The 21,400-nt window shown below is 72.4% G+C and carries 16 protein-coding genes; 11 read left to right on the top strand and 5 right to left on the bottom strand.

The window, feature by feature from the left end:
- Positions 1-106: 106 nt before the first annotated feature.
- Positions 107-1,207: a winged helix DNA-binding domain-containing protein gene (locus ACIA8O_RS09370; RefSeq protein ID WP_396293027.1), complete on the bottom strand. Its 1,101-nt coding sequence runs from the start codon at positions 1,205-1,207 to the stop codon at positions 107-109.
- 38 nt (positions 1,208-1,245) lie between these two features.
- Positions 1,246-2,307, bottom strand: a complete 1,062-nt coding sequence (gene tsaD / locus ACIA8O_RS09375) for a tRNA (adenosine(37)-N6)-threonylcarbamoyltransferase complex transferase subunit TsaD (protein ID WP_396293028.1) — start codon at positions 2,305-2,307, stop codon at positions 1,246-1,248.
- Positions 2,308-2,488: 181 nt separating this feature from the next.
- On the opposite strand from tsaD, the gene ACIA8O_RS09380 reads away from it, so the two are divergent.
- The 11 genes from ACIA8O_RS09380 (at position 2,489) to ACIA8O_RS09430 (ending at position 16,419) form a co-directional block, all read left to right on the top strand.
- Positions 2,489-3,091 (top strand): superoxide dismutase, encoded by a 603-nt coding sequence (locus ACIA8O_RS09380; protein ID WP_396293029.1) that lies wholly within the window; start codon positions 2,489-2,491, stop codon positions 3,089-3,091.
- A 74-nt stretch (positions 3,092-3,165) separates the two neighbouring features.
- A complete protein-coding gene (locus ACIA8O_RS09385) occupies positions 3,166-3,690 on the top strand; it encodes a PadR family transcriptional regulator (protein WP_396293030.1) in 525 nt (174 codons plus the stop codon).
- On the top strand, positions 3,687-4,385 hold the full coding sequence (locus ACIA8O_RS09390; RefSeq protein ID WP_396293032.1) for an ABC transporter ATP-binding protein: 699 nt from the start codon (positions 3,687-3,689) through the stop codon (positions 4,383-4,385). The genes ACIA8O_RS09385 and ACIA8O_RS09390 overlap by 4 nt, the downstream gene beginning before the upstream one ends.
- 147 nt (positions 4,386-4,532) lie before the next feature.
- Positions 4,533-6,368, top strand: a complete 1,836-nt coding sequence (locus tag ACIA8O_RS09395) for an APC family permease (protein WP_396293033.1) — start codon at positions 4,533-4,535, stop codon at positions 6,366-6,368.
- Positions 6,369-6,588: 220 nt separating this feature from the next.
- Positions 6,589-8,574 (top strand): APC family permease, encoded by a 1,986-nt coding sequence (locus ACIA8O_RS09400; protein WP_396293588.1) that lies wholly within the window; start codon positions 6,589-6,591, stop codon positions 8,572-8,574.
- Between the two features lie 219 nt (positions 8,575-8,793).
- Positions 8,794-8,883, top strand: a complete 90-nt coding sequence (gene kdpF, locus ACIA8O_RS09405; protein ID WP_141633550.1) for a K(+)-transporting ATPase subunit F — start codon at positions 8,794-8,796, stop codon at positions 8,881-8,883.
- A gap of 1 nt (position 8,884) precedes the next feature.
- Entirely contained in the window at positions 8,885-10,534 is a 1,650-nt protein-coding gene (gene kdpA / locus ACIA8O_RS09410; protein ID WP_396293034.1) for a potassium-transporting ATPase subunit KdpA, read from the top strand.
- Entirely contained in the window at positions 10,534-12,618 is a 2,085-nt protein-coding gene (gene kdpB, locus ACIA8O_RS09415; protein ID WP_396293035.1) for a potassium-transporting ATPase subunit KdpB, read from the top strand. The genes kdpA and kdpB overlap by 1 nt, the downstream gene beginning before the upstream one ends.
- 14 nt (positions 12,619-12,632) lie before the next feature.
- Positions 12,633-13,256, top strand: a complete 624-nt coding sequence (gene kdpC / locus ACIA8O_RS09420; protein ID WP_396293036.1) for a K(+)-transporting ATPase subunit C — start codon at positions 12,633-12,635, stop codon at positions 13,254-13,256.
- 2 nt (positions 13,257-13,258) lie between these two features.
- Positions 13,259-15,748: an ATP-binding protein gene (locus ACIA8O_RS09425; protein ID WP_396293589.1), complete on the top strand. Its 2,490-nt coding sequence runs from the start codon at positions 13,259-13,261 to the stop codon at positions 15,746-15,748.
- Complete coding sequence (locus tag ACIA8O_RS09430; RefSeq protein ID WP_396293037.1) at positions 15,745-16,419, top strand: response regulator; 675 nt, start codon at positions 15,745-15,747, stop codon at positions 16,417-16,419. Before ACIA8O_RS09425 ends, ACIA8O_RS09430 begins: the two co-directional genes overlap by 4 nt.
- Positions 16,420-16,479: 60 nt before the next feature.
- On the opposite strand, the gene nagB is transcribed toward ACIA8O_RS09430, so the two are convergent.
- From nagB to ACIA8O_RS09445, 3 genes are all read right to left on the bottom strand, one after another.
- Positions 16,480-17,262, bottom strand: a complete 783-nt coding sequence (nagB, locus tag ACIA8O_RS09435) for a glucosamine-6-phosphate deaminase (RefSeq protein ID WP_396293038.1) — start codon at positions 17,260-17,262, stop codon at positions 16,480-16,482.
- Positions 17,263-17,344: 82 nt separating this feature from the next.
- Entirely contained in the window at positions 17,345-18,322 is a 978-nt protein-coding gene (locus ACIA8O_RS09440) for a glycosyltransferase family 2 protein (protein WP_396293039.1), read from the bottom strand.
- A 101-nt stretch (positions 18,323-18,423) separates the two neighbouring features.
- Positions 18,424-21,261: a PQQ-binding-like beta-propeller repeat protein gene (locus tag ACIA8O_RS09445; RefSeq protein WP_396293040.1), complete on the bottom strand. Its 2,838-nt coding sequence runs from the start codon at positions 21,259-21,261 to the stop codon at positions 18,424-18,426.
- Positions 21,262-21,400: the final 139 nt, after the last annotated feature.

Genomic DNA, 21,400 nt, shown 5'->3' on the forward strand with positions numbered 1-21,400 from the left:
ACCTCTTCCGGTCAACGTGCTCGTGGCGCCCCGTCGTCGAGGGTCCGGCGCGTCACCGAGTATGTGGACGGGCGGTGAAGGTCGCCATGGTCCGGGCGGGACAGTGTCAGGTACCCGTGACCCGGACCTGGTGGCGGGCGGCCCCCGGCTCCAGGAAGCGCGCCAGTGCGGCGCCCTCCTCCTCCAGGTCGTGCTCCTCCCCGGCGGTCAGCCGGCGGAACGGACGGACCGTCAGCACCGCCCCCTCCTGGCCGGCCTCGATCCGCCAGGTGGCCGCCACCGTCCCGTCCACCAGCACCGCGCCGGGGATGTCGTTCACCCCGGTGAAGCCCTGGTCGGCGAAGTCCACCGTCAGCACCCGGCTGCGGTCGGCGTGCCCGCGCAGCAGGTTCTCGAACTCGTAGAGGTAGCGCACCGGGGCCGGGGTGTCCCCGTCCGGCCGGGGCGCCTCCGGCAGGTCGTACAGCTCCCGGCCCTGCTCGTCCCGGAACACCACCAGCCCGGGACGCAGCCGCTGCACCACCTCCGCCAGCCTGGTCAGCCCCGACCAGGCCTGGACGTCCTTCACGGTGGCCGGTCCGAACGCGGCCAGGTAGCGCCGCACCAGGTCCTCGACCGGCGCCTCCCGCGGGCCGTGCCCGGTCCACTGCTCCAGCGGCAGGTGGGCGACCGGGCCGCTGCGCCCCCACAGCCCGCGCGGCGGCACCTGGGCCAGCGGCACCGCCGCCCGCACCCACTGCGCCATCGCCGGCCCGTCGTTCCCGGGCCACCGCTCGGCCAGCAGCTTGCCCAACTCGGCGAAGGTGAGCGGCCCTTCGCCGAACGCGGCCCGCCCGGCCGCCGTCACCTCGGCCAGGTCGAGCCCGGCCAGCTTGCGGCGGAAGGCGGAGAGCGTGCCGCGCTCGATCACCGGGTCGACCAGCGGCCGCAGCCAGCGGGCGTCCTCGGTGGTCAGCAGGTGGATCGTCCCGCGCATCGCCGCGATCCGCACCGCCGTGCCGTCCGCCAGCAGCTCCGAGGCCTCCGCCGCCGGGTCGGCGGCCATCCGGCTCCACAGCCCGACGTACCAGGTGTGCGCGGTCTGGGCCTGGAGCCCGACCAGCCGCTCCAGCACCCGCGGCACCGTCAGATCGGTCCGCTCCAGCAGCAACTGCCGCGCCAGCGTGGCCCGGTTGAGCGCCCTGGCGTCCAGCACCGTGGTGGTCATGCCCCTCCTCCGCTACGTCCTCGGGGCCGACCGTACCGTCAGGCGGCGGCGCGGCGCCGGTGGGCGAGCGGGACCAGCGCGGCGTACTCCAGCGGGGCGGAGGGGTCGACCGAGACGTCGGCCGGGGCGGGCTCGGCGCCGGAGCGGACCAGCAGGTCACCGATGGCGGCGATCATCGCGCCGTTGTCGGTGCACAGGCCCATCGGCGGGACCCGCAGGGTGATGCCGGCCGAGGCGCAACGGCGCTCGGCCAGTTCGCGCACCCGGGAGTTGGCGGCCACCCCGCCGACCACCACCAAGGTCCCGATCCCGTGGTCGGTGCAGGCCCGGACCGCCTTGCGGGTGAGCACGTCGGCCACCGCCTCCTGGAGCGCGGCCGCGGCGTCCGGGACGTGCGGGTGCTCCTGGGCCTCCACCCAGCGGGCGGCGGCGGTCTTCAGGCCGGAGAACGAGAAGGCGTACGGGGCGTCCTGAGCACCCGTCAGCGGGCGCGGGAAGCGCACCGCCTTCCGGTCGCCCTCCCGGGCCGCCCGGTCGATGGCGGGGCCCCCGGGGTAGGGGAGGCCGAGGATCCGGGCCACCTTGTCGAAGCACTCGCCTGCCGCGTCGTCCAGGGTGTCCCCGAGGTGGACGATCGGGTCCCGGGCCAGGTCGCGCACCAGCAGCAGCGAGGTGTGGCCGCCGGAGACGATCAGCACCACGCACGGGTCCGGCAGCGGCCCGCCGTCCAGGGTGGCGGCGGCCACGTGCCCGGCCAGGTGGTGCACGCCGTAGAGCGGCACGCCGAGCGAGAAGGCGTAGGACTTGGCGGCGGCCACCCCGACCTGGAGCGCTCCCGACAGGCCCGGCCCGGTGGTGACGGCGACCGCGCCGACGTCGGCCAGGGTCAGCCCGGCCCGGTCCAGCGCCTCGCGGACCACGGGGGCGACGGCGTGCACGTGCGCCCGCGCGGCGATCTCCGGCACGACCCCGCCGAAGCGCGCGTGCTCGTCCATGCTGGAGGCCACCGCCTGACCGAGCAGCACCCCGTCCCGGACCAGTCCGGCGCCGGTCTCGTCGCAGGACGACTCGATGCCCAGCACCACGGGTGAATCCGACATGGCTCCGCCTTGTTCCGTCGTTCATGTACTTGCATTGATTGTGCAACAAGGGCGCTAGGTCCACGGACCTAGCCTGGATCGGACCTTGGTCGGAACCGGCCCGTGACTCCTTGCCCCTTGTGGCACACGGATGTTGGGGTCGTAGACGACAGATCAGCGCTTCGAAAAGGTGGTGGGCCCGATGGGCACCTACACGCTCCCCGATCTTCCGTACGACTACTCGGCCCTCGAGAAGGCGATGTCCGCCGAGATCCTCGAGCTCCACCACTCCAAGCACCACGCCGCCTACGTGGCCGGCGCCAACACCACCCTCGAACAGCTCGCCGAAGCCCGCGAGAAGGAGAACTACGGCGGCCTGGTCGGCCTGCAGAAGACCCTCGGCTTCCACCTCTCCGGCCACGTCCTGCACTCCCTCTTCTGGGAGAACCTCTCCCCCGAAGGCGGCGGCGAACCCGAAGGCGACCTCGCCGACGCCATCGGCGAACACTTCGGCTCCTTCACCGCCTTCAAGAAGCAGCTCACCGCCGCCACCGTCGGCGTCCAGGGCTCCGGCTGGGGCATCCTCTCCTGGGAACCCCTCGGCCAGCGCCTCATCATCGAACAGGTCTACGACCACCACGGCAACGTCGGCCAGGGCACCACCCCCCTGCTCGCCTTCGACGCCTGGGAACACGCCTACTACCTCCAGTACCGCAACGTCCGCCCCGACTACGTCACCCGCCTCTGGGACGTCGTCAACTGGACCGACGTCACCAACCGCTTCACCACCGCCAAGAACGCCTGACCCGCCCCGGGCCCCGCGTCCCGTCGCGGGACGCGGGGCCCGCCCGCCTATACACCGTGTGTACAGTGCGAACCATGTCACTCGGTCAGATCCTCCTCGGGCTCCTGGAGTCGCAGCCCCGCCACGGGTACGACCTCAAGCGGGCGTACGACGAGCAGTTCGGGCGGACCAGGTCGCTGCACTACGGGCAGGTCTACTCGACCCTGTCGCGGCTGCTGAAGAGCGGGCTGGTCGAGGTCGAGGGCGTGGAGCCGGGGGACGGGCCGGAGCGGAAGCGGTACGCGATCACCGAGGCCGGGGTCACGGACGTCGGGGAGTGGCTGGGGCGGGCGGAGAGCCCGGAGCCGTACCTGCAGAACACGCTGTACGCGAAGGTGGTGCTGGCGCTGCTGACGGGGCGTCCGGCCGCGGAGGTGCTGGACACCCAGCGGACCGAGCACCTGCGGCAGATGCGGGCGCTCACCCGGCGCAAGGAGAGCGGGGACCTGGCGGACCAGCTGATCTGCGACCACGCGCTGTTCCACCTGGACGCGGACCTGCGCTGGCTGGAGCTGACCGCCGCCCGGCTGGACGAGCTGAGCGGGCAGGTGCTCCGGTGACCGCCCCGGCCGAGGCGGCCACGGAACCGGCGGTGGCCGCGCCGCTGCTGTGCGCCACCGCGCTGGCCAAGCACTACGGGCCGACCACCGCGCTGCACGACGCCTCGGTGCGCCTGGCCCCCGGCGAACTGGTCGCGGTGATGGGGCCGTCCGGCTCCGGCAAGTCCACCCTGCTGCACTGCCTGGCCGGGATCGTCCGGCCGGACGCGGGCACCGTGGAGTACGACGGCCGGCGCCTGGACCTGCTCTCCGACGGCGAGCGCAGCGCGCTGCGCCGCACCGACTTCGGCTTCCTCTTCCAGTTCGGCCAGCTGGTACCGGAGTTGACCTGCCTGGAGAACGTGGCGCTGCCGCTGCGGCTGTCCGGCCTGCGCCGCCGCCCCGCCGAGGCGAAGGCCCGGGAGTGGCTGGAACGGCTGGACGCCGAGGGCACCGCCAAGCAGCGCCCGGGCGAGCTCTCCGGCGGCCAGGCCCACCGGGTCGCCACCGCACGGGCCTTGGTGACCGGGCCGCGGGTGCTCTTCGCCGACGAGCCGACCGGCGCCCTGGACTCCCTCAGCGGCGAACGCGTCCTCCAGCTGATCCGCGCCACCGCCCGGGAGACCGGCGCCGCCGTCCTCCTGGTCACCCACGACTCCCGGGTGGCCGCCTACGCCGACCGCGAGATCGTGGTCCGCGACGGCCGCACCCGCTGAGCCGACGCCCCGGGGACGTCGACGGGGGCGTCAACGAGGCGTCAACGGGGCCTGGCGGGCCGTCAGGATCCCGTCAGGGGAAGGGGCGGGGCGGGGTCGCGGGCCCAGGATCGGGGCGGAAGCATTCCGCACCACCGGAGGACCAGGATGTCCGTCACCGTCGCCACCCCGGCCGAGGCCGGGGCCGAGGAGCCCCCTGATCAGCAGCGCCACCGGCTGACCGCGCTGGGCGGGCTGTCCGCGCTGTCGCTGGACGCGATGGCCTCGGTGGCCTACGGGCCCGAGGCGGTGGTGCTGGTGCTGGCGGCGGCCGGGTCGTACGGGCTGGGGTTCACCCTGCCGGTGACGGTCGCCATCGCGGTGCTGCTGGCGGTGCTGGTGGCCTCGTACCGGCAGGTGATCGCGGCGTTCCCGGACGGCGGCGGCTCGTACGCGGTGGCCAAGGCGCACCTGGGGCGGCGCACCGCGCTGACCGCGGCGGCCTCGCTGGTGATCGACTACATCCTGAACGTCGCGGTCTCGGTGACGGCGGGGGTGGCGGCGCTGACCTCGGCGTTCCCGTCCCTCTACGGGGACCGGGTGTGGCTGTGCCTGGGCGTGCTGGCGCTGGTGACGGCGGTGAACCTGCGCGGGATCGCGGAGTCGGCACGCTGGTTCATGGTGCCGACGGCGGTGTTCGTGCTGTCGGTCCTGGCGGTCGTGGTGGCCGGCCTGTTCCGCGACGCGCCCGCCTCGACCGCGGCGGCCGCCGGGCACGCCTCGGCCCTGGGGGACAACGCCACCGCGGTCGGCGCGCTGCTGCTGCTCAAGGCCTTCGCGGCCGGCTGCTCGGCGCTGACCGGCGTGGAGGCGGTGGCCAACGCCGTCCCCTCCTTCCGCGCCCCGGCCGCCCGCCGGGCCCAGCGCACCGAGGTCGCGCTCGGCGCCCTGCTGGGCGTGATGCTGATCGGGCTGGCGGTGCTGATCGGCAAGTTCCACCTCCAGCCGGTGGAGGGCGTCACCGTGCTGGCCCAGCTGGCGGACGCCTCGCTCGGCCACGGCTTCGGCTTCTACCTGGTGCAGTTCGCCACCGTCGTCCTGCTCGGCCTGGCCGCGAACACCTCCTTCGGCGGGCTCCCGGTGCTGCTGCACCTGCTGGCCCGGGACAACCACCTGCCGCACGTCTTCGCACTGCGCGCCGACCGCCAGGTGCACCGGCACGGCGTGCTCTTCCTGGCCCTGGTCTCCGCGGTGCTGCTGGTCGGCTCCGGTGGTGACGTCAACTCGCTGGTGCCGCTCTTCGCGATCGGGGTGTTCGTCGGCTTCACCATCTGTCAGGTCGGCATGGTGCGGCACTGGCTGATCGCCCGTCAGCGGGCCCGCGCCCTGCTGAACGGCTTCGGCGCGCTGCTCACCGGTGTGGCCGCCCTGGTGGTCACCGGGACCAAGTTCACCGAGGGCGCCTGGGGCATCTGCCTCGCCCTGCCGCTGCTGGTGCTGCTCTTCGAGGCGGTGCACCGCAGCTACGCCCGGATCGGCGCGCGGCTCGAACTCGGCCGGGTGCCGGCGCCGGTGGCCACCAGCGGGCCGTCCCTGGTGCTGGTGCCGGTCACCACCATCACCCGGCTCACCCGGGAGGCGCTCTGCGCGGCCGCCTCGCTGGGCCAGGAGGTGCGGGCCCTCACCGTGGTGCCGGCCTCCCCCGACCAGGAGGACCGGGAGGCCGCCGAGGCCCTGCGGCGGGACTGGGAGCTCTGGCGGCCGGGCGTCGAGCTGGTCGAGATCACCGACCCGCACCGGCGGCTCGGGCAGCCGATCGCCGACTACGTGACCGGCCTCGGCGAGGGCCGCCGGGTGACCGTGCTGATCCCCGAGGTCGAGCCGGCCCGGTTCTGGCAGCGCGCCCTGCAGAACCAGCGCGGCGCGGTGATCGACCGGGCGCTGCGCCGCCACACCAACGCCGTGGTCTGCCGCCTCCGGCTCCGGATGGAGGCGGAGAAATAGCCCGGTACGTACCGTATGACCGGAATCCGCACACAGACCTTGACGGACCCTTAACACCCCTCTTGACGGGCCGTTAGCGCCACCAGAGCCTCTCCGACCTGCGAAAACAAGGGTTCGGAGGGGTTCTGGGCACGGTTTCGGGGAATCCCCCCCGCGTCCTACTCTCGCCCCTGTGTTCAATCTGCCCCAGGCGCTGAAGCGCCTCGTGATCGGCAAGGCCATGCGCAGCGAGGAGCTGGGCGAGACGCTGCTGCCCAAGCGGCTGGCGCTGCCGATCTTCGCCTCGGACCCGCTCTCCTCGGTCGCCTACGCGACCCAGGAGATCCTGCTGGTGCTGACCGTCGGCGGCACCGCCTTCCTCTACCTCACCCCGTGGATCGCGGCGGCCGTGGTCGGGCTGATGGTGGTCGTGGTGCTGTCGTACCGTCAGGTCGTCCATGCCTACCCCAGCGGCGGTGGCTCCTACGAGGTGGCCTCGCGCAACCTCGGCCCCAACGCCGGCCTGGTGGTCGCCGCGTCCCTGCTGGTCGACTACGTGATGACCGTGGCCGTCTCGGTCGCCTCGGGCGTGGACAACATCATCTCGGCCTTCCCCGGCCTGGACGACCACCGGGTGCTCCTGGCGGTCGGCTTCGTCGCGCTGCTCACCGCGATGAACCTGCGCGGCGTGCGCGAGTCCGGCAAGGCCTTCGCCACCCCCACCTACCTCTTCATCGGCGCCATGCTGCTGATGATCGCCACCGGCCTGGTCCGGCTGGCCTTCGGGGACGCGCCGGTGGCGGCCAGCGCCGGGTACGGGGTCGAGCCCGAGCACGGCAAGGACGCGCTGGCCGGGATAGCCCTGCTGCTGCTCGGCCTGCGGGCCTTCGCCTCCGGCTGCACCGCGCTGACCGGTGTGGAGGCGATCTCCAACGGCGTGCCCGCCTTCCGCGGCCCCAAGTCCAGGAACGCCGCCACCACGATGGCCGCCATGGGCATCATCGCCGTGGTGATGTTCAGCGGCGTGACGGCGCTGGCGCTGATCGCCAAGGTCCACATCGCCGAGGACGCCTGCCAGTTGACCGGCTTCGCGGACTGCGCGACCGCGCCCCAGCAGACCGTGATCGCCCAGCTCGCGGCAGCCACCTTCGGCGGCAGCGACAGCGTGATGTTCTACGTCATCCAGGCCGTCACCGCGCTGGTGCTGATCCTGGCCGCGAACACCGCCTTCAACGGCTTCCCGCTGCTGGCCTCGATCCTGGCCGAACACCGCTACCTGCCCCGCCAGATGCACACCCGCGGCGACCGCCTGGCCTTCTCCAACGGCATCATCGCCCTCGCCCTGGTGGCCGGCGGCCTGCTCTGGCTCTACGACGCCGACGTCACCAGCCTGATCCACCTCTACATCCTCGGCGTCTTCACCTCCTTCACCCTCTCCCAGACCGGCATGGTCCGGCACTGGAACCGCGCCCTGGCCACCGAGACCGACCCGGCCGTGCGGGCCGGCGCCCAGCGGGCCCGGGTGATCAACGCGCTCGGCGCGCTGACCACCGCGCTGGTGCTGGTGATCGTGCTGGCCACCAAGTTCACCCAGGGCGCCTGGCTCGCGGTGCTCGCGGCCGCCGTGCTCTGGGTGATGATGCGCGGCATCCGCCGGCACTACGACCGGGTCGCCGCCGAGCTCTCGCTGACGGACCCTCAGGACGCGTCGGTCCGCCCGGCCCGGGTGCACGGGATCGTGCTGGTCTCCAAGCTGCACAAGCCCACCCTGCGCGCCCTCGGCTACGCCCAGGCCTTCCAGCCGGACGAGCTGGAGGCCGTCACGGTCGCGGTCGAGCCGGACTCCACCGCCGAGCTGCACGAGCAGTGGGACGCGGCCGGGCTGGGCGTCCCGCTGAAGGAACTCGCCTCGCCCTACCGGGAGATCACCAAGCCGGTGACCGCCTACGTCCGCTCGGTGCGGCAGGAGCACCCCGGGGACGCCGTGGCGGTGTTCATCCCCGAGTACGTGGTCGGCCACTGGTGGGAGAACCTGCTGCACAACCAGTCCGCGCTCTGGCTGAAGAGCCGTCTGCTCTTCACCCCCGGCGTGATGGTCATCTCCGTCCCCTGGCAGCTCAACTCCTCGGCCAGGGCGGACCGTCCGGCCCGCCGCGCCCCCGGCGCGGTCCGCCGCGGCGAGCCGCAGCCGCCCGCCCGGGCGCAGGACCCCGCTAAGACGCCGTAAGGAAAACCACCCCTGCCGTATGGACGGCGTCAGCAAACCCTGACGCCGTCCATACGGCTGTTTGAGTGGCTGCGCCGGCCCGCCGCCGGAGCCGTCCGAACCTTCGGCGGCCACACTCGCAACCACCTTGGTGGAGTCCATGTCCGATCTCATCTTCGTAGGCGTCACGGTCGCCGTGTTCGCCGTCATCGCCCTGATCGCGCGAGGGGTGGAGAAGCTGTGAGCGCCGAGAACCTCGCTGGTCTCATCGTCGCCGTCGCGCTCGTCGGCTACCTCGTCGTGGCGTTGATCTACCCGGAGAAGTTCTGACATGACTGGCTGGATCCAGGCGATCGCCCTGGTCGGTGCGCTGGCCCTGTGCTACCGCCCGCTCGGCGACCACATCGCCCACCTGCTCACCTCCGCCCGCCACCTGAGAGCCGAGCGGGTCCTCTACAAGGTGATCGGCGTCGACCCAGAGGCGGACCAGCGCTGGCCCGTCTACCTGCGCTCGGTGCTGGCCTTCTCGGCCGTCTCGGTGCTCTTCCTCTACGGCTTCCAGCGGGTGCAGAACCACCTGTTGCTGAACCTGGGCATGGACGCGGTGCCCTCGCACACCGCGTGGAACACCGCGATCTCCTTCGTCACCAACACCAACTGGCAGTCGTACTCGGGCGAGTCGACCATGGGCCACCTGGTGCAGATGGCCGGCCTGGCGGTGCAGAACTTCGTCTCCGCCGCCGTCGGCATCGCGGTGATGGCCACCCTGATCCGGGGCTTCGCCCGGAACAGGACCGACCGGGTCGGCAACTTCTGGGTGGACCTGGTCCGGATCTCGCTGCGCCTGCTGCTCCCGCTGGCGATCGTGTTCGCGCTGGTCCTGGTGGCCAACGGCGCGGTGCAGAACTTCCACGGCTTCCACGAGGTGGCCACGCTGGCCGGTGACCCGCAGTCGGTCCCGGGCGGTCCGGTGGCCTCGCAGGAGGTCATCAAGGAGCTGGGCACCAACGGCGGTGGCTTCTTCAACGCCAACTCGGCCCACCCGTTCGAGAACCCGAACGGTTTCAGCAACGTGCTGGAGATCTTCCTGCTGCTGGTGATCCCGTTCGCCCTGCCGCGCACCTTCGGCAAGATGGTCGGCGACAACCGCCAGGGCTACGCGATCGTCGCGGTGATGGGTCTGTTCTGGGTCGCCTCGGCCGCGCTGATCACCTTCTTCGAGTTCCAGCACAGCGGGGTGGCCTCGCAGGCCGCCGGTGCCGGGATGGAGGGCAAGGAGCAGCGCTTCGGCATCGCCGCGTCGAGCCTGTTCGCCGCCTCCACCACGCTGACCTCGACCGGAGCGGTGAACTCCTTCCACGACTCGTACTCGCCGTTCGGCGGCGGTCTGACGGTCTTCAACATGATGCTCGGTGAGATCGCGCCCGGCGGTACCGGTTCCGGTATGTACGGGATGCTGATCCTGGCCGTGGTCGCGGTCTTCGTGGCCGGACTGATGGTCGGCCGCACCCCCGAGTACCTGGGCAAGAAGCTGGGCGGGCGGGAGATGAAGTTCGCCTCCCTCTACATCCTCACCACCCCGACCATCGTGCTGGTCGGCACCGGTGTGGCGATGGCCCTGCCCGGCGAGCGCGCCGGGATGCTCAACACCGGTGCGCACGGCTTCTCCGAGGTCCTCTACGCCTTCACCTCGGCCTCGAACAACAACGGGTCCGCGTTCGGCGGCCTCACCGTCAACACCGAGTGGTACAACACCGCGCTCGGCCTGGCGATGGTCTTCGGCCGCTTCCTGCCGATGGTCTTCGTGCTGGCGCTGGCCGGTGCGCTGGCCCGGCAGCAGCCCGTCCCCGCCACCCCGGGCACCCTGCCCACCCACAAGCCGCTGTTCGTCGGCCTGCTGTCGGGAGTCATCCTGATCGTGGTCGGCCTCACCTACTTCCCGGCCCTGGCTCTCGGGCCGATCGCGGAAGGTCTGCACTGATGTCGTCCACCACCCCCACCACCGCCGAGCAGACCCCGCACAGAGTCGGGGGCGGCCTGCTCGACCCCAAGCTGATCGTCGCCTCACTGCCCGACGCGGTGAAGAAGCTCGACCCGCGCGTCATGGTCAAGAACCCGGTCATGTTCGTGGTCGAGGTCGGCTCGGTGGTCACCACCGTCGCCGCGATCGCCGACCCGTCCGTGTTCGCCTGGTCGATCACCGTCTGGCTCTGGCTGACCGTGGTCTTCGCCAACCTGGCCGAGGCCGTGGCCGAGGGCCGCGGCAAGGCCCAGGCCGACACCCTGCGCCGGGCCAAGACCGACGCCAAGGCCCGACGCCTCGTCAACTGGCCCGCCTCGCAGGACGAGGAGGAGGTCTCCGGGACCGCGCTGCGACTCGGCGACCACGTGGTGGTCGAGGCCGGGCAGGTGATCCCCGGCGACGGCGACGTGGTCGAGGGCGTCGCCTCGGTCGACGAGTCGGCCATCACCGGCGAGTCCGCCCCCGTGATCCGCGAGTCGGGCGGTGACCGCTCCGCCGTCACCGGCGGCACCAAGGTGCTCTCCGACCGGATCGTCGTGAAGATCACCTCGGAGCCCGGCAAGACCTTCATCGACCGGATGATCGCCCTGGTCGAGGGCGCCGCCCGGCAGAAGACGCCGAACGAGATCGCGCTCAACATCCTGCTGGCGTCCCTGACCATCGTCTTCCTGATCGCGGTGGTCACCCTCCAGCCGATGGCCACCTACGCGGGTGCCCCGCAGTCGATGATCGTGCTCTGCGCCCTGATCGTGGCGCTGATCCCGACCACCATCGGCGCGCTGCTCTCGGCGATCGGCATCGCCGGCATGGACCGCCTGGTCCAGCGCAACGTGCTGGCCATGTCCGGCCGCGCCGTCGAGGCCGCCGGTGACGTCAACACGCTGCTGCTCGACAAGACCGGCACCATCACCCTCGGCAACCGCCAGGCCGCCGAGTTCCTCTCCGCGGCCGGTGTCGGCACCGAGGAGTTGGCCGACGCGGCCCAGCTCTCCTCGCTCGCGGACGAGACCCCCGAGGGCCGCTCCATCGTGGTGCTCGCCAAGACCGCGTACGGCCTGCGGGCCCGCACCCAGGGCGAGTTGACGCACGCCACCTGGGTCCCGTTCACCGCCCAGACCCGGATGTCCGGCGTGGACGTGGACGGGCGCCAGGTCCGCAAGGGCGCGGCCGGCGCGGTGACCACCTGGGTCCGGGACAACGGCGGTTCGGTGGACGAGCAGGTCACCGCGCTGGTGGACGGGATCTCCGCCGCCGGCGGCACCCCGCTGGTGGTGGCCGAGAAGAACGGCTCCTCCCCGGCCCGGGTGCTGGGTGTCATCCACCTCAAGGACGTGGTCAAGGAGGGCATGCGGGAGCGCTTCGACGAGCTGCGCCGGATGGGCATCAAGACCATCATGATCACCGGTGACAACCCGCTGACCGCCAAGGCGATCGCGGAGGAGGCGGGCGTGGACGACTTCCTCGCCGAGGCCACCCCCGAGGACAAGATGGCGCTCATCAAGAAGGAGCAGGCCGGCGGCAAGCTGGTCGCGATGACCGGCGACGGCACCAACGACGCCCCCGCCCTCGCCCAGGCCGATGTCGGCGTGGCGATGAACACCGGCACCATGGCGGCCAAGGAGGCCGGCAACATGGTGGACCTGGACTCCAACCCCACCAAGCTGATCGAGATCGTCGAGATCGGCAAGCAGCTCCTGATCACCCGCGGCTCGCTGACCACCTTCTCCATCGCCAACGACGTGGCCAAGTACTTCGCGATCATCCCCGCGATGTTCGCCACCGTCTACCCCGGCCTGGACAAGCTGAACATCATGCAGCTGCACAGCCCGCAGTCCGCCATCACCTCGGCCATCGTCTTCAACGCCCTGGTCATCATCGGCCTCATCCCGCTGGCCCTGCGCGGCGTCAAGTACCGCCCGTCCGACGCCAGTTCGCTGCTCCGACGGAACATCGGGGTCTACGGCCTCGGCGGTCTGGTGGTGCCGTTCGTCGGCATCAAGCTGATCGACCTCGTCGTCCAGTTCATCCCCGGCCTGAGCTGAAAGGAGCTCCTGAGATGCCCACCACCGTGCGCAACCACCTCACCGCGCTGCGGGCCCTGCTGGTGCTGACCGTGATCCTCGGGATCGGGTACCCGCTACTGGTCACCGGCGTCGGCCAGCTGGCCTTCGCCGACAAGGCCAACGGATCCATCGTCAAGTCCGAAGGGAAGGAGGTCGGTTCCAGCCTCATCGGCCAGAACTTCAACCTCCCGAAGAAGAACCCCGACGACCCGGACGAGGCCGCCCAGCCGGACCCGAAGTGGTTCCAGCCCCGGCCCTCCGCAGCCGGCACCGGCTACGACCCGCAGTCCTCCGGCGCCTCCAACCTCGGCCCCAACAGCGACGTGCTGCTGAAGTCCGTCGAGGAGCGCCGGGCCGCGGTCGCCGCCTTCGACGGGGTCGACCCGGCGAGCGTCCCGGCGGACGCGCTGACCGCCTCCGGCTCCGGCCTCGACCCGCACATCTCCAAGGCCTACGCCGAGCAGCAGGTCGCCCGGGTCGCGAAGGCCCGTAACATCCCTGCCGAGCAGCTGAACAAGCTGATCGACAAGTCCACCGAGGGCCCCGCCCTCGGCTTCCTCGGCCAGGCCGGGGTGAACGTGGTCCTCCTCAACAAGGCGCTGGCAGAGACGAAGTGACGATCCCGCAGGGACGACGTGGGCGGCTCCGGGTGTACCTCGGGGCCGCTCCCGGCGTTGGCAAGACGTACCGGATGCTGGACGAGGCCCGCAGGCGCCAGGAGCGTGGCGCGGACGTGGTGGTGGGGTACATCGAGTGCCACGGCCGCCGGCACACCGAGAACATGCTGCAGGGCCTGGAGGTCGTCCCCCGGGCCCAACGGGTGTACCGGGGGACCGAGTTCACCGAGATGGACCTGGCGGCGGTGCTGGCGCGCGGGCCACAGGTGGTGCTGGTGGACGAGCTCGCCCACACCAACATCCCCGGCGGCGCCCACGCCAAGCGCTGGGAGGACGTCGAGGAGCTGCTGGCGGCCGGGATCGACGTCATCACCACGGTGAACGTCCAGCACCTGGAGTCGCTCAACGACGTGGTGCAGAAGATCACCGGCGTCCCGCAGCGCGAGACCGTCCCGGACGAGGTGGTGCGCACCGCCGACCAGATCGAGCTGGTCGACATGGCCCCGCAGGCGCTGCGCCGCCGGATGGCCCACGGCAACGTCTACAAGGCCGAGAAGGTGGACGCCGCGCTCTCCAACTACTTCCGGGTCGGCAACCTGACCGCCCTGCGCGAGCTCGCCCTGCTCTGGGTGGCCGGACGGGTGGACGAGGGCCTGCGCGACTACCGCGCCACCCACAACATCGACCGGGTCTGGGAGACCCGCGAACGCGTCGTGGTGGCGCTGACCGGCGGCCCGGAGGGCGAGACCCTGATCCGCCGCGCCGCCCGGATCGCCGACCGCACCGCCGGCGGTGAACTGCTCGCCGTCCACATCACCCGCAGCGACGGCCTGGCCGGCGCCTCCCCCGGCCAACTCGCCCAGCAGCGGCGCCTGGTGGAGACCCTCGGCGGCAGCTACCACGTGGTGGTCGGCGACGACATCCCCACCGCCCTGCTCTCCTTCGCCCGCGCCCACGACGCCACCCAACTGGTGCTCGGCACCAGCCGCCGCGGCCGGGTCAACCGCTTCCTCACCGGCCCCGGCATCGGCGAGACCACCGTGGACGCCTCCGAGGACATCGACGTCCACATGGTCACCCACGAGTTCACCGGCCGCGGCCGCCTGCCCGCCCTCGGCCGCCGCCACTCACCCCGGCGGACCTTCGCCGGCTACCTGGCCGGGCTGGTCCTGCCCGTCCTGCTCACCCTGCTGCTCTCGCACACCAGCCTCAACCTCACCACCGACGCCCTCATCTTCCAACTCGGCGTCGTGGCGGTCGCGTTGCTCGGCGGAGCCACCTCCGCACTGCTCGCCTCGGTGGTCGCCTCGCTGCTGCTGAACTACTACTTCATCCCGCCCGTCCACACCTTCACCATCACCGAGCCCAACAACATCATCGCCCTCTCCGTCTTCGCCGCCGTCGCCCTGACCGTCTCCACGGTGGTCGACCGCGCCGCCCGCCTCACCACCCGCGCTGCCCGCGCCACCGCCGAGGCCGAGACCCTCTCCACCCTGGCCGGCAGCGTGCTGCGCGGCGCGGAGGCGCTGCCCGCGCTGCTGGAGAAGTGCCGCACCGCCTTCGGCATGGACGCCGTCGCCCTGCTCGACCACACCGGCGGCACCGTCCTGGCCTCCTCCGGTACGGGGACGGGCGAGGTGACCGAGGTGGGCGTCGGCGGCGGCGCCGTCCTGGTCCTGACGGGTCGTCGGCTGCCCGCCGCCGACCAGCGGGTGCTGACCGCCTTCGCCGCCCACGTCGGCGCCGCCCTGGAGCGCGACCGCCTGGCCACCGCGGCCGCCGAGGTCGAGCCCATCAAGGCCGCCGACAAGATGCGCACCGCCCTGCTCGCCGCCGTCAGCCACGACCTGCGCACCCCGCTGGCCGCCGCCCTCGCCTCCGTCGGCTCGCTGCGCAGCCCCGACGTCGAGTTCTCCGACGAGGACCGGGCCGAACTCCTCGCCACCGCCGACGAGTCGCTGCTCAAGCTCACCCGGCTGGTCGACAACCTGCTCGACATGAGCCGCCTCCAGGCCGGCGCCCTCACCCTCCACCTCGCCCCCACCCACCTCGACGAGGCCCTCCCCCGCGCCGTCGACTCCCTCGCCGACCCCGACGCCCCCGTGCAGCCGCTCGGCCTGGACACCGTCCCACCGGTGCTGGCCGACCCGCCGCTGCTGGAGCGCGTGCTGGCCAACGTCATCACCAACGCCCTGCGCCACAACGCCCCCGGCGCCCCCGTCCTGGTCTCCGCCAGCGCCCACGCCGGCCGGGTCGAGATCCGCGTCATCGACCGCGGCCCCGGCATCCCGCCCGAGGACCGCGACCGGGTCTTCCTCCCCTTCCAGCGCCTCGGCGACACCGACAACACCACCGGCACCGGCCTGGGCCTGGCCCTCTCCCGCGGCCTCGCCGAGGCCATGGACGGCACCCTGGAGGTCGAGGACACCCCGGGCGGCGGCACCACCATGCTGCTCACCCTGCCCGCGGCCGGACCTGACGGGTCCTCATGACCAGTGTGCTGGTGGTGGACGACGAGCCGCAGCTGTTACGGGCCCTGGGCATCAACCTGCGGGCCCGCCGGTACGCCGCGCTGACCGCCGCCACCGGGCAGCAGGCCCTGGACCTCGCGGCCCGCACCCCGCCCGACGCGGTCCTGCTCGACCTCGGGCTGCCCGACCTGGACGGCCTGGACGTGCTGCGCGGGCTGCGCGGCTGGAGCGGCGTCCCGGTCATCGTGCTCTCCGGCCGGGCCGACACCACCGAGAAGATCCGCGCGCTGGACGCGGGCGCCGACGACTACGTCACCAAGCCGTTCGTGATGGACGAACTCTTCGCCCGGCTGCGCGCGGTGCTGCGACGCCCGCCGCCCGGCCCGCCGGCCGCCCCGGTACGGCTCGGCGACCACACCGTGGACCTGACCGCCGCCCTGGTGACCGGCCCCGGGGGGCCCGTCCGGCTCACCCCGACCGAGTGGCGGCTGCTCACCGTGGTGCTGGAGGAGCCGGGGCGGCTGATCCCTCAGGCGGAGCTGCTCACCCGGGTCTGGGGCCCCGGCGCCGAGACCCACTCCAACTACCTGCGGGTCTACTTCGCCGCCCTGCGCCGCAAGCTGGAACGGGACCCGTCCCGCCCCCGCCACCTGGTGACCGAGCCGGGCATCGGCTACCGCTATGTCCCCTGAAACGGCGGAGGGCCGTGGACCCCGGGGTCCACGGCCCTCCGCCCGCCGTTCGGCGGTGCGTCAGATCGACTGCCAGGACGGCTTGGCGGCGTAGGTGGCGCGGAAGTAGTCGGCCAGCTTGAGGCCGGCCGCGGCGGCCTCGTCGACGACCACGGTGGCGTGCGGGTGGAGCTGCAGGGCCGAGGCCGGGACCAGCGCGGAGAGCGGCCCCTCGACGGTGGCGGCGACCGCGTCGGCCTTGTTGGCGCCGGTGGCCAGCAGGACCACGTGGCGGGCCTCCAGGATGGTGCCGATGCCCTGGGTGATGACGTGGTGCGGCACCTGCTCGATGTCGTCCTCGAAGAAGCGCGCGTTGTCGACCCGGGTCTGCTCGGTCAGGGTCTTGATCCGGGTGCGCGAGGCGAGCGAGGAGCACGGCTCGTTGAAGCCGATGTGCCCGTCGGTGCCGATCCCGAGGATCTGGAAGTCCACGCCGCCGGCCTCGGCCAGCGCGCGGTCGTAGTGGATCGCCTCGGCCGCGACGTCCTCGGCGGTGCCGTCCGGGCCGATGAAGGAGGCCTCGCTCAGACCGAGCGGCTCCACCACCTGGCGGATCACGGTGGAGCGGTACGACTCCGGGTGCCCGGCGGGCAGGCCCACGTACTCGTCCAGCTGGCAGATCCGGACCCGGGAGACGTCCAGGCCGCCGGCCACCTTGGCGGTGAGCGCGGTGTAGATCGGCAGCGGCGTGGAGCCGGTGGCCACCCCGACCAGCGCGTCGGGCTTGCGCGTCACCAGCTCGGCGATGGCCGAGGCGATGAGCTCGCCGCCCGCCGCGGCGTCAGGGACGATCACGATTTCCATGGCTCCACCGTTCTGATTCGTACGCGTAGATGTGGTCTAGACCAGACTCCCAGATTCTACCGAGCCCCGTCCAGGACCGTCGTCACGGTCCAGCCTCCGGTACACCGTCCTCCCGTGCCGAGTCGGAGGCCACGAAGTAGGTGGGCCGGCGCTGGACGGCGGTGTAGATCCTCCCCACGTACTCGCCCAGCAGACCGACGCAGATCAGCTGCACACTGCCCAGGAAGAGCACCGCCACGAACAGCGAGGTCCACCCCGGCACGGTCGAACCGGCCAGGTGCACCCCGATGCTCCACACCACCATCAGCAGACAGAGCACGAAGCTCGCCACGCCCAGCCAGGTGGCCAGCCGCAGCGGGGCCGCCGAGAAGGTGGTGACGCTCTCCACCGCGAGCCGGACCATCTTGCCGAGCGAGTACTTGCTGCTCCCGGCGACCCGCTCCTCCCGCTGGTACGTCACCTGCCCGCTGGGGAAGCCCAGCCACGGCACCAACAGCCGGTACACCTGCTGCTGGTCGGTCGGCAGCGCCTTGAGCGCCTCCACCGCGACCCGGCTCAACAGCCGGAAATCACCCGCCTGGGCCGTCACCCGCTTGCCGACCAGACGGCGCATCAGCCAGTAGTACGCCCCCGCCGTCCGCCGCTTGAAGCCGGTGTCGGTGGAGCGGTCCGACCGCACCCCGTAGACGATGTCCAGGCCCTCGGCCCGGGCCAGCTCCAGCATCTCCGGGATCTTCTCCGGCGGGTCCTGCAGATCGGCGTCGATGCTCGCCACGTACCCGCCCACCGCCGCGTGCAGCCCCGCCGTCAGCGCCGCCTGGTGCCCGGCGTTCGACCGCAGCCGCACCACCCGCAGCTCCGGCCAGCCGGTCCGCTCCTTCTCCAGCAGCTCCGCCGTCCGGTCCGCACTCCCGTCGTCCACCGCGACGACCTCGTACGACACCCCCGCCCCGTCCAGCGCCGGCCGCAGCCTCGCCACCAGGGCCGGCAGCGCGGCCTCCTCGTCGTACATCGGGACGACGACCGAGAGGGTCGTCCTCCCCTCGGGTGCTACCGGCATGATTCCCACCTGCGGTCCAGACCATGGGGACGGCCCGGACAGTAGCACGGGGGCGGCGCCCGGGGTGTCCGGGTGCCGCCCCCATGCGGGGTGAGGCCTCGTCAGCGCCGCTGGAGCGCCTGCCAGTAGGTCCCGGTGGACCAGAGCGGCACGACTCCGTCGGCGTCGTAGAGCACCAGGTTCGCGTCGTTCTGGAGCACCAGGTACGCGCCCGGGTGGCCCCAGGTCCCGGTCGACGACAGGGCACGGCCGTCGGCCGCGTAGATCACCGCGTTGCCGTCGTCCTGCACGACGAACCGGGCCCCCGGGTTGCCCCAGGTACGGGAGTCCCAGACCGGACCGTAGGCGTTGAAGAAGAGCACCAGGTTGCCGTCCGCCTGCATGTTCAGGTGGATCGGCGAGACGGCCGGGGTGTTCAGCACCTCACCGCTGCGCAGGCCGCCGCCGGCGAACACCGCGGTGCCCAGTCGGGCCGCCGCCCGGTTGTCCGTGCCGGAGGCCCAGCGGGCGAGGATCTCCCCGCGCCGGCCCGGGGACACGGCGTAGAGCACCAGGTTGAGGTCGTCCTGCACCACGAGGCGCGCGTTGCGGAAGTCCCAGCTGCCGGTGGACCACAGGGCCCGGCCGTCGACCGCCCTCACCACCAGGTTGCCGTCGCCCTGCATGGTGACCGTGGCGCCCTCGTTGCCCCAGGTCCCGCTGTGCCAACGAGAGTTGCCGGTGGCCTTGGAGTACAGCACCAGGTTCCCGTCCGGCTGCATCACCAGCCGCCCGGCCTTCGACTCCACCGTCTCGCCCGACCGCAGCGTCCGGCCGGACGGGAGCGTGGCACCGAGGTCGTCGACGCCGCCGTACCAGGTGTGGGTGGCCCAGAGCGGCTTGCTGTCCGGGTCGTACATCACCAGGTTGCCGTCCCGCTGGACCACGTACCGGGAACCGGCGAAGGCCCAGTACCCGACCGACCACACCGGGGCCCCGGCCTGGTCCCGGACCACCAGGTTGCCGTCCGCCTGCACGGCGGCCGTGGCGCCCGGGTGCCCCTCGGTGCCCGAGGTCCACAGCACCCGGGAGGTCTGACGGTCACTCAGCACCAGGTTGCCGTCCGCCTGCATGGCCAGCTGGGTCCGGTCCGCCACCACCTGCTCGCCCGACCCGAGCGTCCGGCCCGCCATCAGCGGGACGCCGGAGGTGTCGTGCTCGGGGGAGTACGTGCGGGTGGACCACAGCTCGACGCCGGAGGGGTCGCGCAGCACCACGTTGCAGTCGTCCTGGACGGACAGCTTCACCTCGGCGTAGCGCTCACCGCGCTGCTCCGGATTGGAGGACCAGTAGCTCTGGCCGGCGTCCACCAGGGCCAGCTCGCCGTACTGGACGACCAGGCGCCCCGCCGGGTGGGCGGGCAGCCGGGTGGACCACAACTCCCGGCCGGTCGCCAGCTCGGTCAGCACCAGGTTGCCGTCACCGCGCACCTTCAGGCTCGCGCACGCCGAGTAGAAGACGTCCGAACGCCCGATGGGGGTGTTCCAGGTCATCGAGTTCCTGGGGTTCTCCAGGATGCCGAGCGAGTACGGCTCGCCGAAGCGGGCCGATCCGCCGACCGGGGCGGCGCCGGGCCGGACCACGGTCACCACACTGCTCTCGTACGGGTTCACCGTCCCGATGACCATCTCGGGGTTGCCGTCCCCGTCGAGGTCGCCCGGGGACCGGAGGGAGCCGACGTACTGGTGGACGTCGTCGAAGCCGGCGAGCGGGATCACCACGACGTCGAAGGGCGCGGGCAGTGCCGCGGGCACCGCGGCGCCCTGCTCCCAGCGGCCCCAGCCCTGCCGGGGCGAACCGTCGCACGGCTCCAGCACCGGCACGATCCCCTCGGCCGGCGCCGCCAGGCACCGGCCGTCGTTCGCGACCAGCGCCGCTCCGGGTCCGACCCGCCACTGCTGGGTCGCCGACACCGAGCAGAACCCACCGACCGACTGCGGGCCAGGCGCGGCGTCCAGGCAGTACCCGCGGTCACGGAACGTCCCGTCCGCACGGAGCTGCCAGCCCGCCACGACCTTCCCGCAGGGGGCCAGCCGGTTGCCCGGCAGGGTGTAGCACTGCTCCGACCCGTCGGCCGCGGGCACCGCGCTCTTCAGCCGGAAGACGGTGACCGGCGAGCGCAACGGCTGGACCGGAAGGCCGTCCGGCCCGAACTCCAGGCGGTAGCCGTACATCTCGTTCCCGACCCCGGTGGTCGAGCGGGCCCAGAGGGTCGGCACGCCGCCGACCTTGCCCGGCGTCAGCAGGACCGTCGTGGTCCAGTCGCCGGTGCCCAGTTGGACCGGGGCGCCTATCACCGAGCCGGCCTTGCCCGGGTAGTACCAGAGCCGGCCCTTCTCCACCGTCACCAGGTCCGGCACCCCGTCCTGGTTGGCGATCCCGTCGGTGGCCAGCACCTGGGTCGCCGAGGTCCAGGTCGGGTCGTAACCGGTGCAGTCGCTGCCCGCGGCGCAGCTCTGCGGCTTCGCCACCTTCCGGACCTGCTCGGTCTTCGTGAAGTACCCGGGCCGGCCACCGGAGCTGCCGTCGTTCGGGTACAGGTACAGCTCGTGCGAGGCCTTGTCGAAGACGTACAGGTCCTCGGTCCGCCCACCGGTGGCACTGCCCCGGGAGCTGACCTGGAAGGTACGCCACTCACTGCCGTTCGGGCTCTGCGCGGCGGTCGACGCCACGTACGGCGCCCCGCCGGCCGGCAGGACCGCCAGGCCTGACCTGTCCGCCGAGAAGACGTCGGCCCTGCCGTCCCCGGTCAGGTCGTTGAGCACACCGGCGGTCGGCGCCGCCGGCCCTTCGGCGTGCGCCGGCACGGCGAGACCGCCGAGCAGGACCCCCGCCAGTGCGGCCGCCGCCGCGAAGAATCTGCCGCCTGCGCGGCGCGGGGCGCGAACGCGCTCCCCCATACCCCAACCTCCCCTGTGCACCCGGCCCGTGATCACGGGCCGAGGGGGGGCAGGCTATCGCCCGTCAGTTCGCATCCGCCACGCGGTATCCGGCTCCGCGGCCCGCTGACGCCGGCGGGGGCGGCCCCGGTCCTTCGAA

It is taken from the genome of Kitasatospora sp. NPDC051853 (assembly GCF_044452665.1).
Classification (GTDB): Bacteria; Actinomycetota; Actinomycetes; order Streptomycetales; family Streptomycetaceae; genus Kitasatospora.

Bases quoted from the DNA above. Each gene is read 5' to 3' on its own strand.
- ACIA8O_RS09370 (WP_396293027.1), bottom strand. From the start codon at position 1,207: ATGACCACCACGGTGCTGGACGCCAGGGCGCTCAACCGGGCCACGCTG.
- tsaD (WP_396293028.1), bottom strand. From the start codon at position 2,307: ATGTCGGATTCACCCGTGGTGCTGGGCATCGAGTCGTCCTGCGACGAG.
- ACIA8O_RS09380 (WP_396293029.1), top strand. From the start codon at position 2,489: ATGGGCACCTACACGCTCCCCGATCTTCCGTACGACTACTCGGCCCTC.
- ACIA8O_RS09385 (WP_396293030.1), top strand. From the start codon at position 3,166: ATGTCACTCGGTCAGATCCTCCTCGGGCTCCTGGAGTCGCAGCCCCGC.
- ACIA8O_RS09395 (WP_396293033.1), top strand. From the start codon at position 4,533: ATGTCCGTCACCGTCGCCACCCCGGCCGAGGCCGGGGCCGAGGAGCCC.
- ACIA8O_RS09400 (WP_396293588.1), top strand. From the start codon at position 6,589: ATGCGCAGCGAGGAGCTGGGCGAGACGCTGCTGCCCAAGCGGCTGGCG.
- kdpA (WP_396293034.1), top strand. From the start codon at position 8,885: ATGACTGGCTGGATCCAGGCGATCGCCCTGGTCGGTGCGCTGGCCCTG.
- kdpB (WP_396293035.1), top strand. From the start codon at position 10,534: ATGTCGTCCACCACCCCCACCACCGCCGAGCAGACCCCGCACAGAGTC.
- kdpC (WP_396293036.1), top strand. From the start codon at position 12,633: ATGCCCACCACCGTGCGCAACCACCTCACCGCGCTGCGGGCCCTGCTG.
- ACIA8O_RS09430 (WP_396293037.1), top strand. From the start codon at position 15,745: ATGACCAGTGTGCTGGTGGTGGACGACGAGCCGCAGCTGTTACGGGCC.
- nagB (WP_396293038.1), bottom strand. From the start codon at position 17,262: ATGGAAATCGTGATCGTCCCTGACGCCGCGGCGGGCGGCGAGCTCATC.
- ACIA8O_RS09440 (WP_396293039.1), bottom strand. From the start codon at position 18,322: ATGCCGGTAGCACCCGAGGGGAGGACGACCCTCTCGGTCGTCGTCCCG.
- ACIA8O_RS09445 (WP_396293040.1), bottom strand. From the start codon at position 21,261: ATGGGGGAGCGCGTTCGCGCCCCGCGCCGCGCAGGCGGCAGATTCTTC.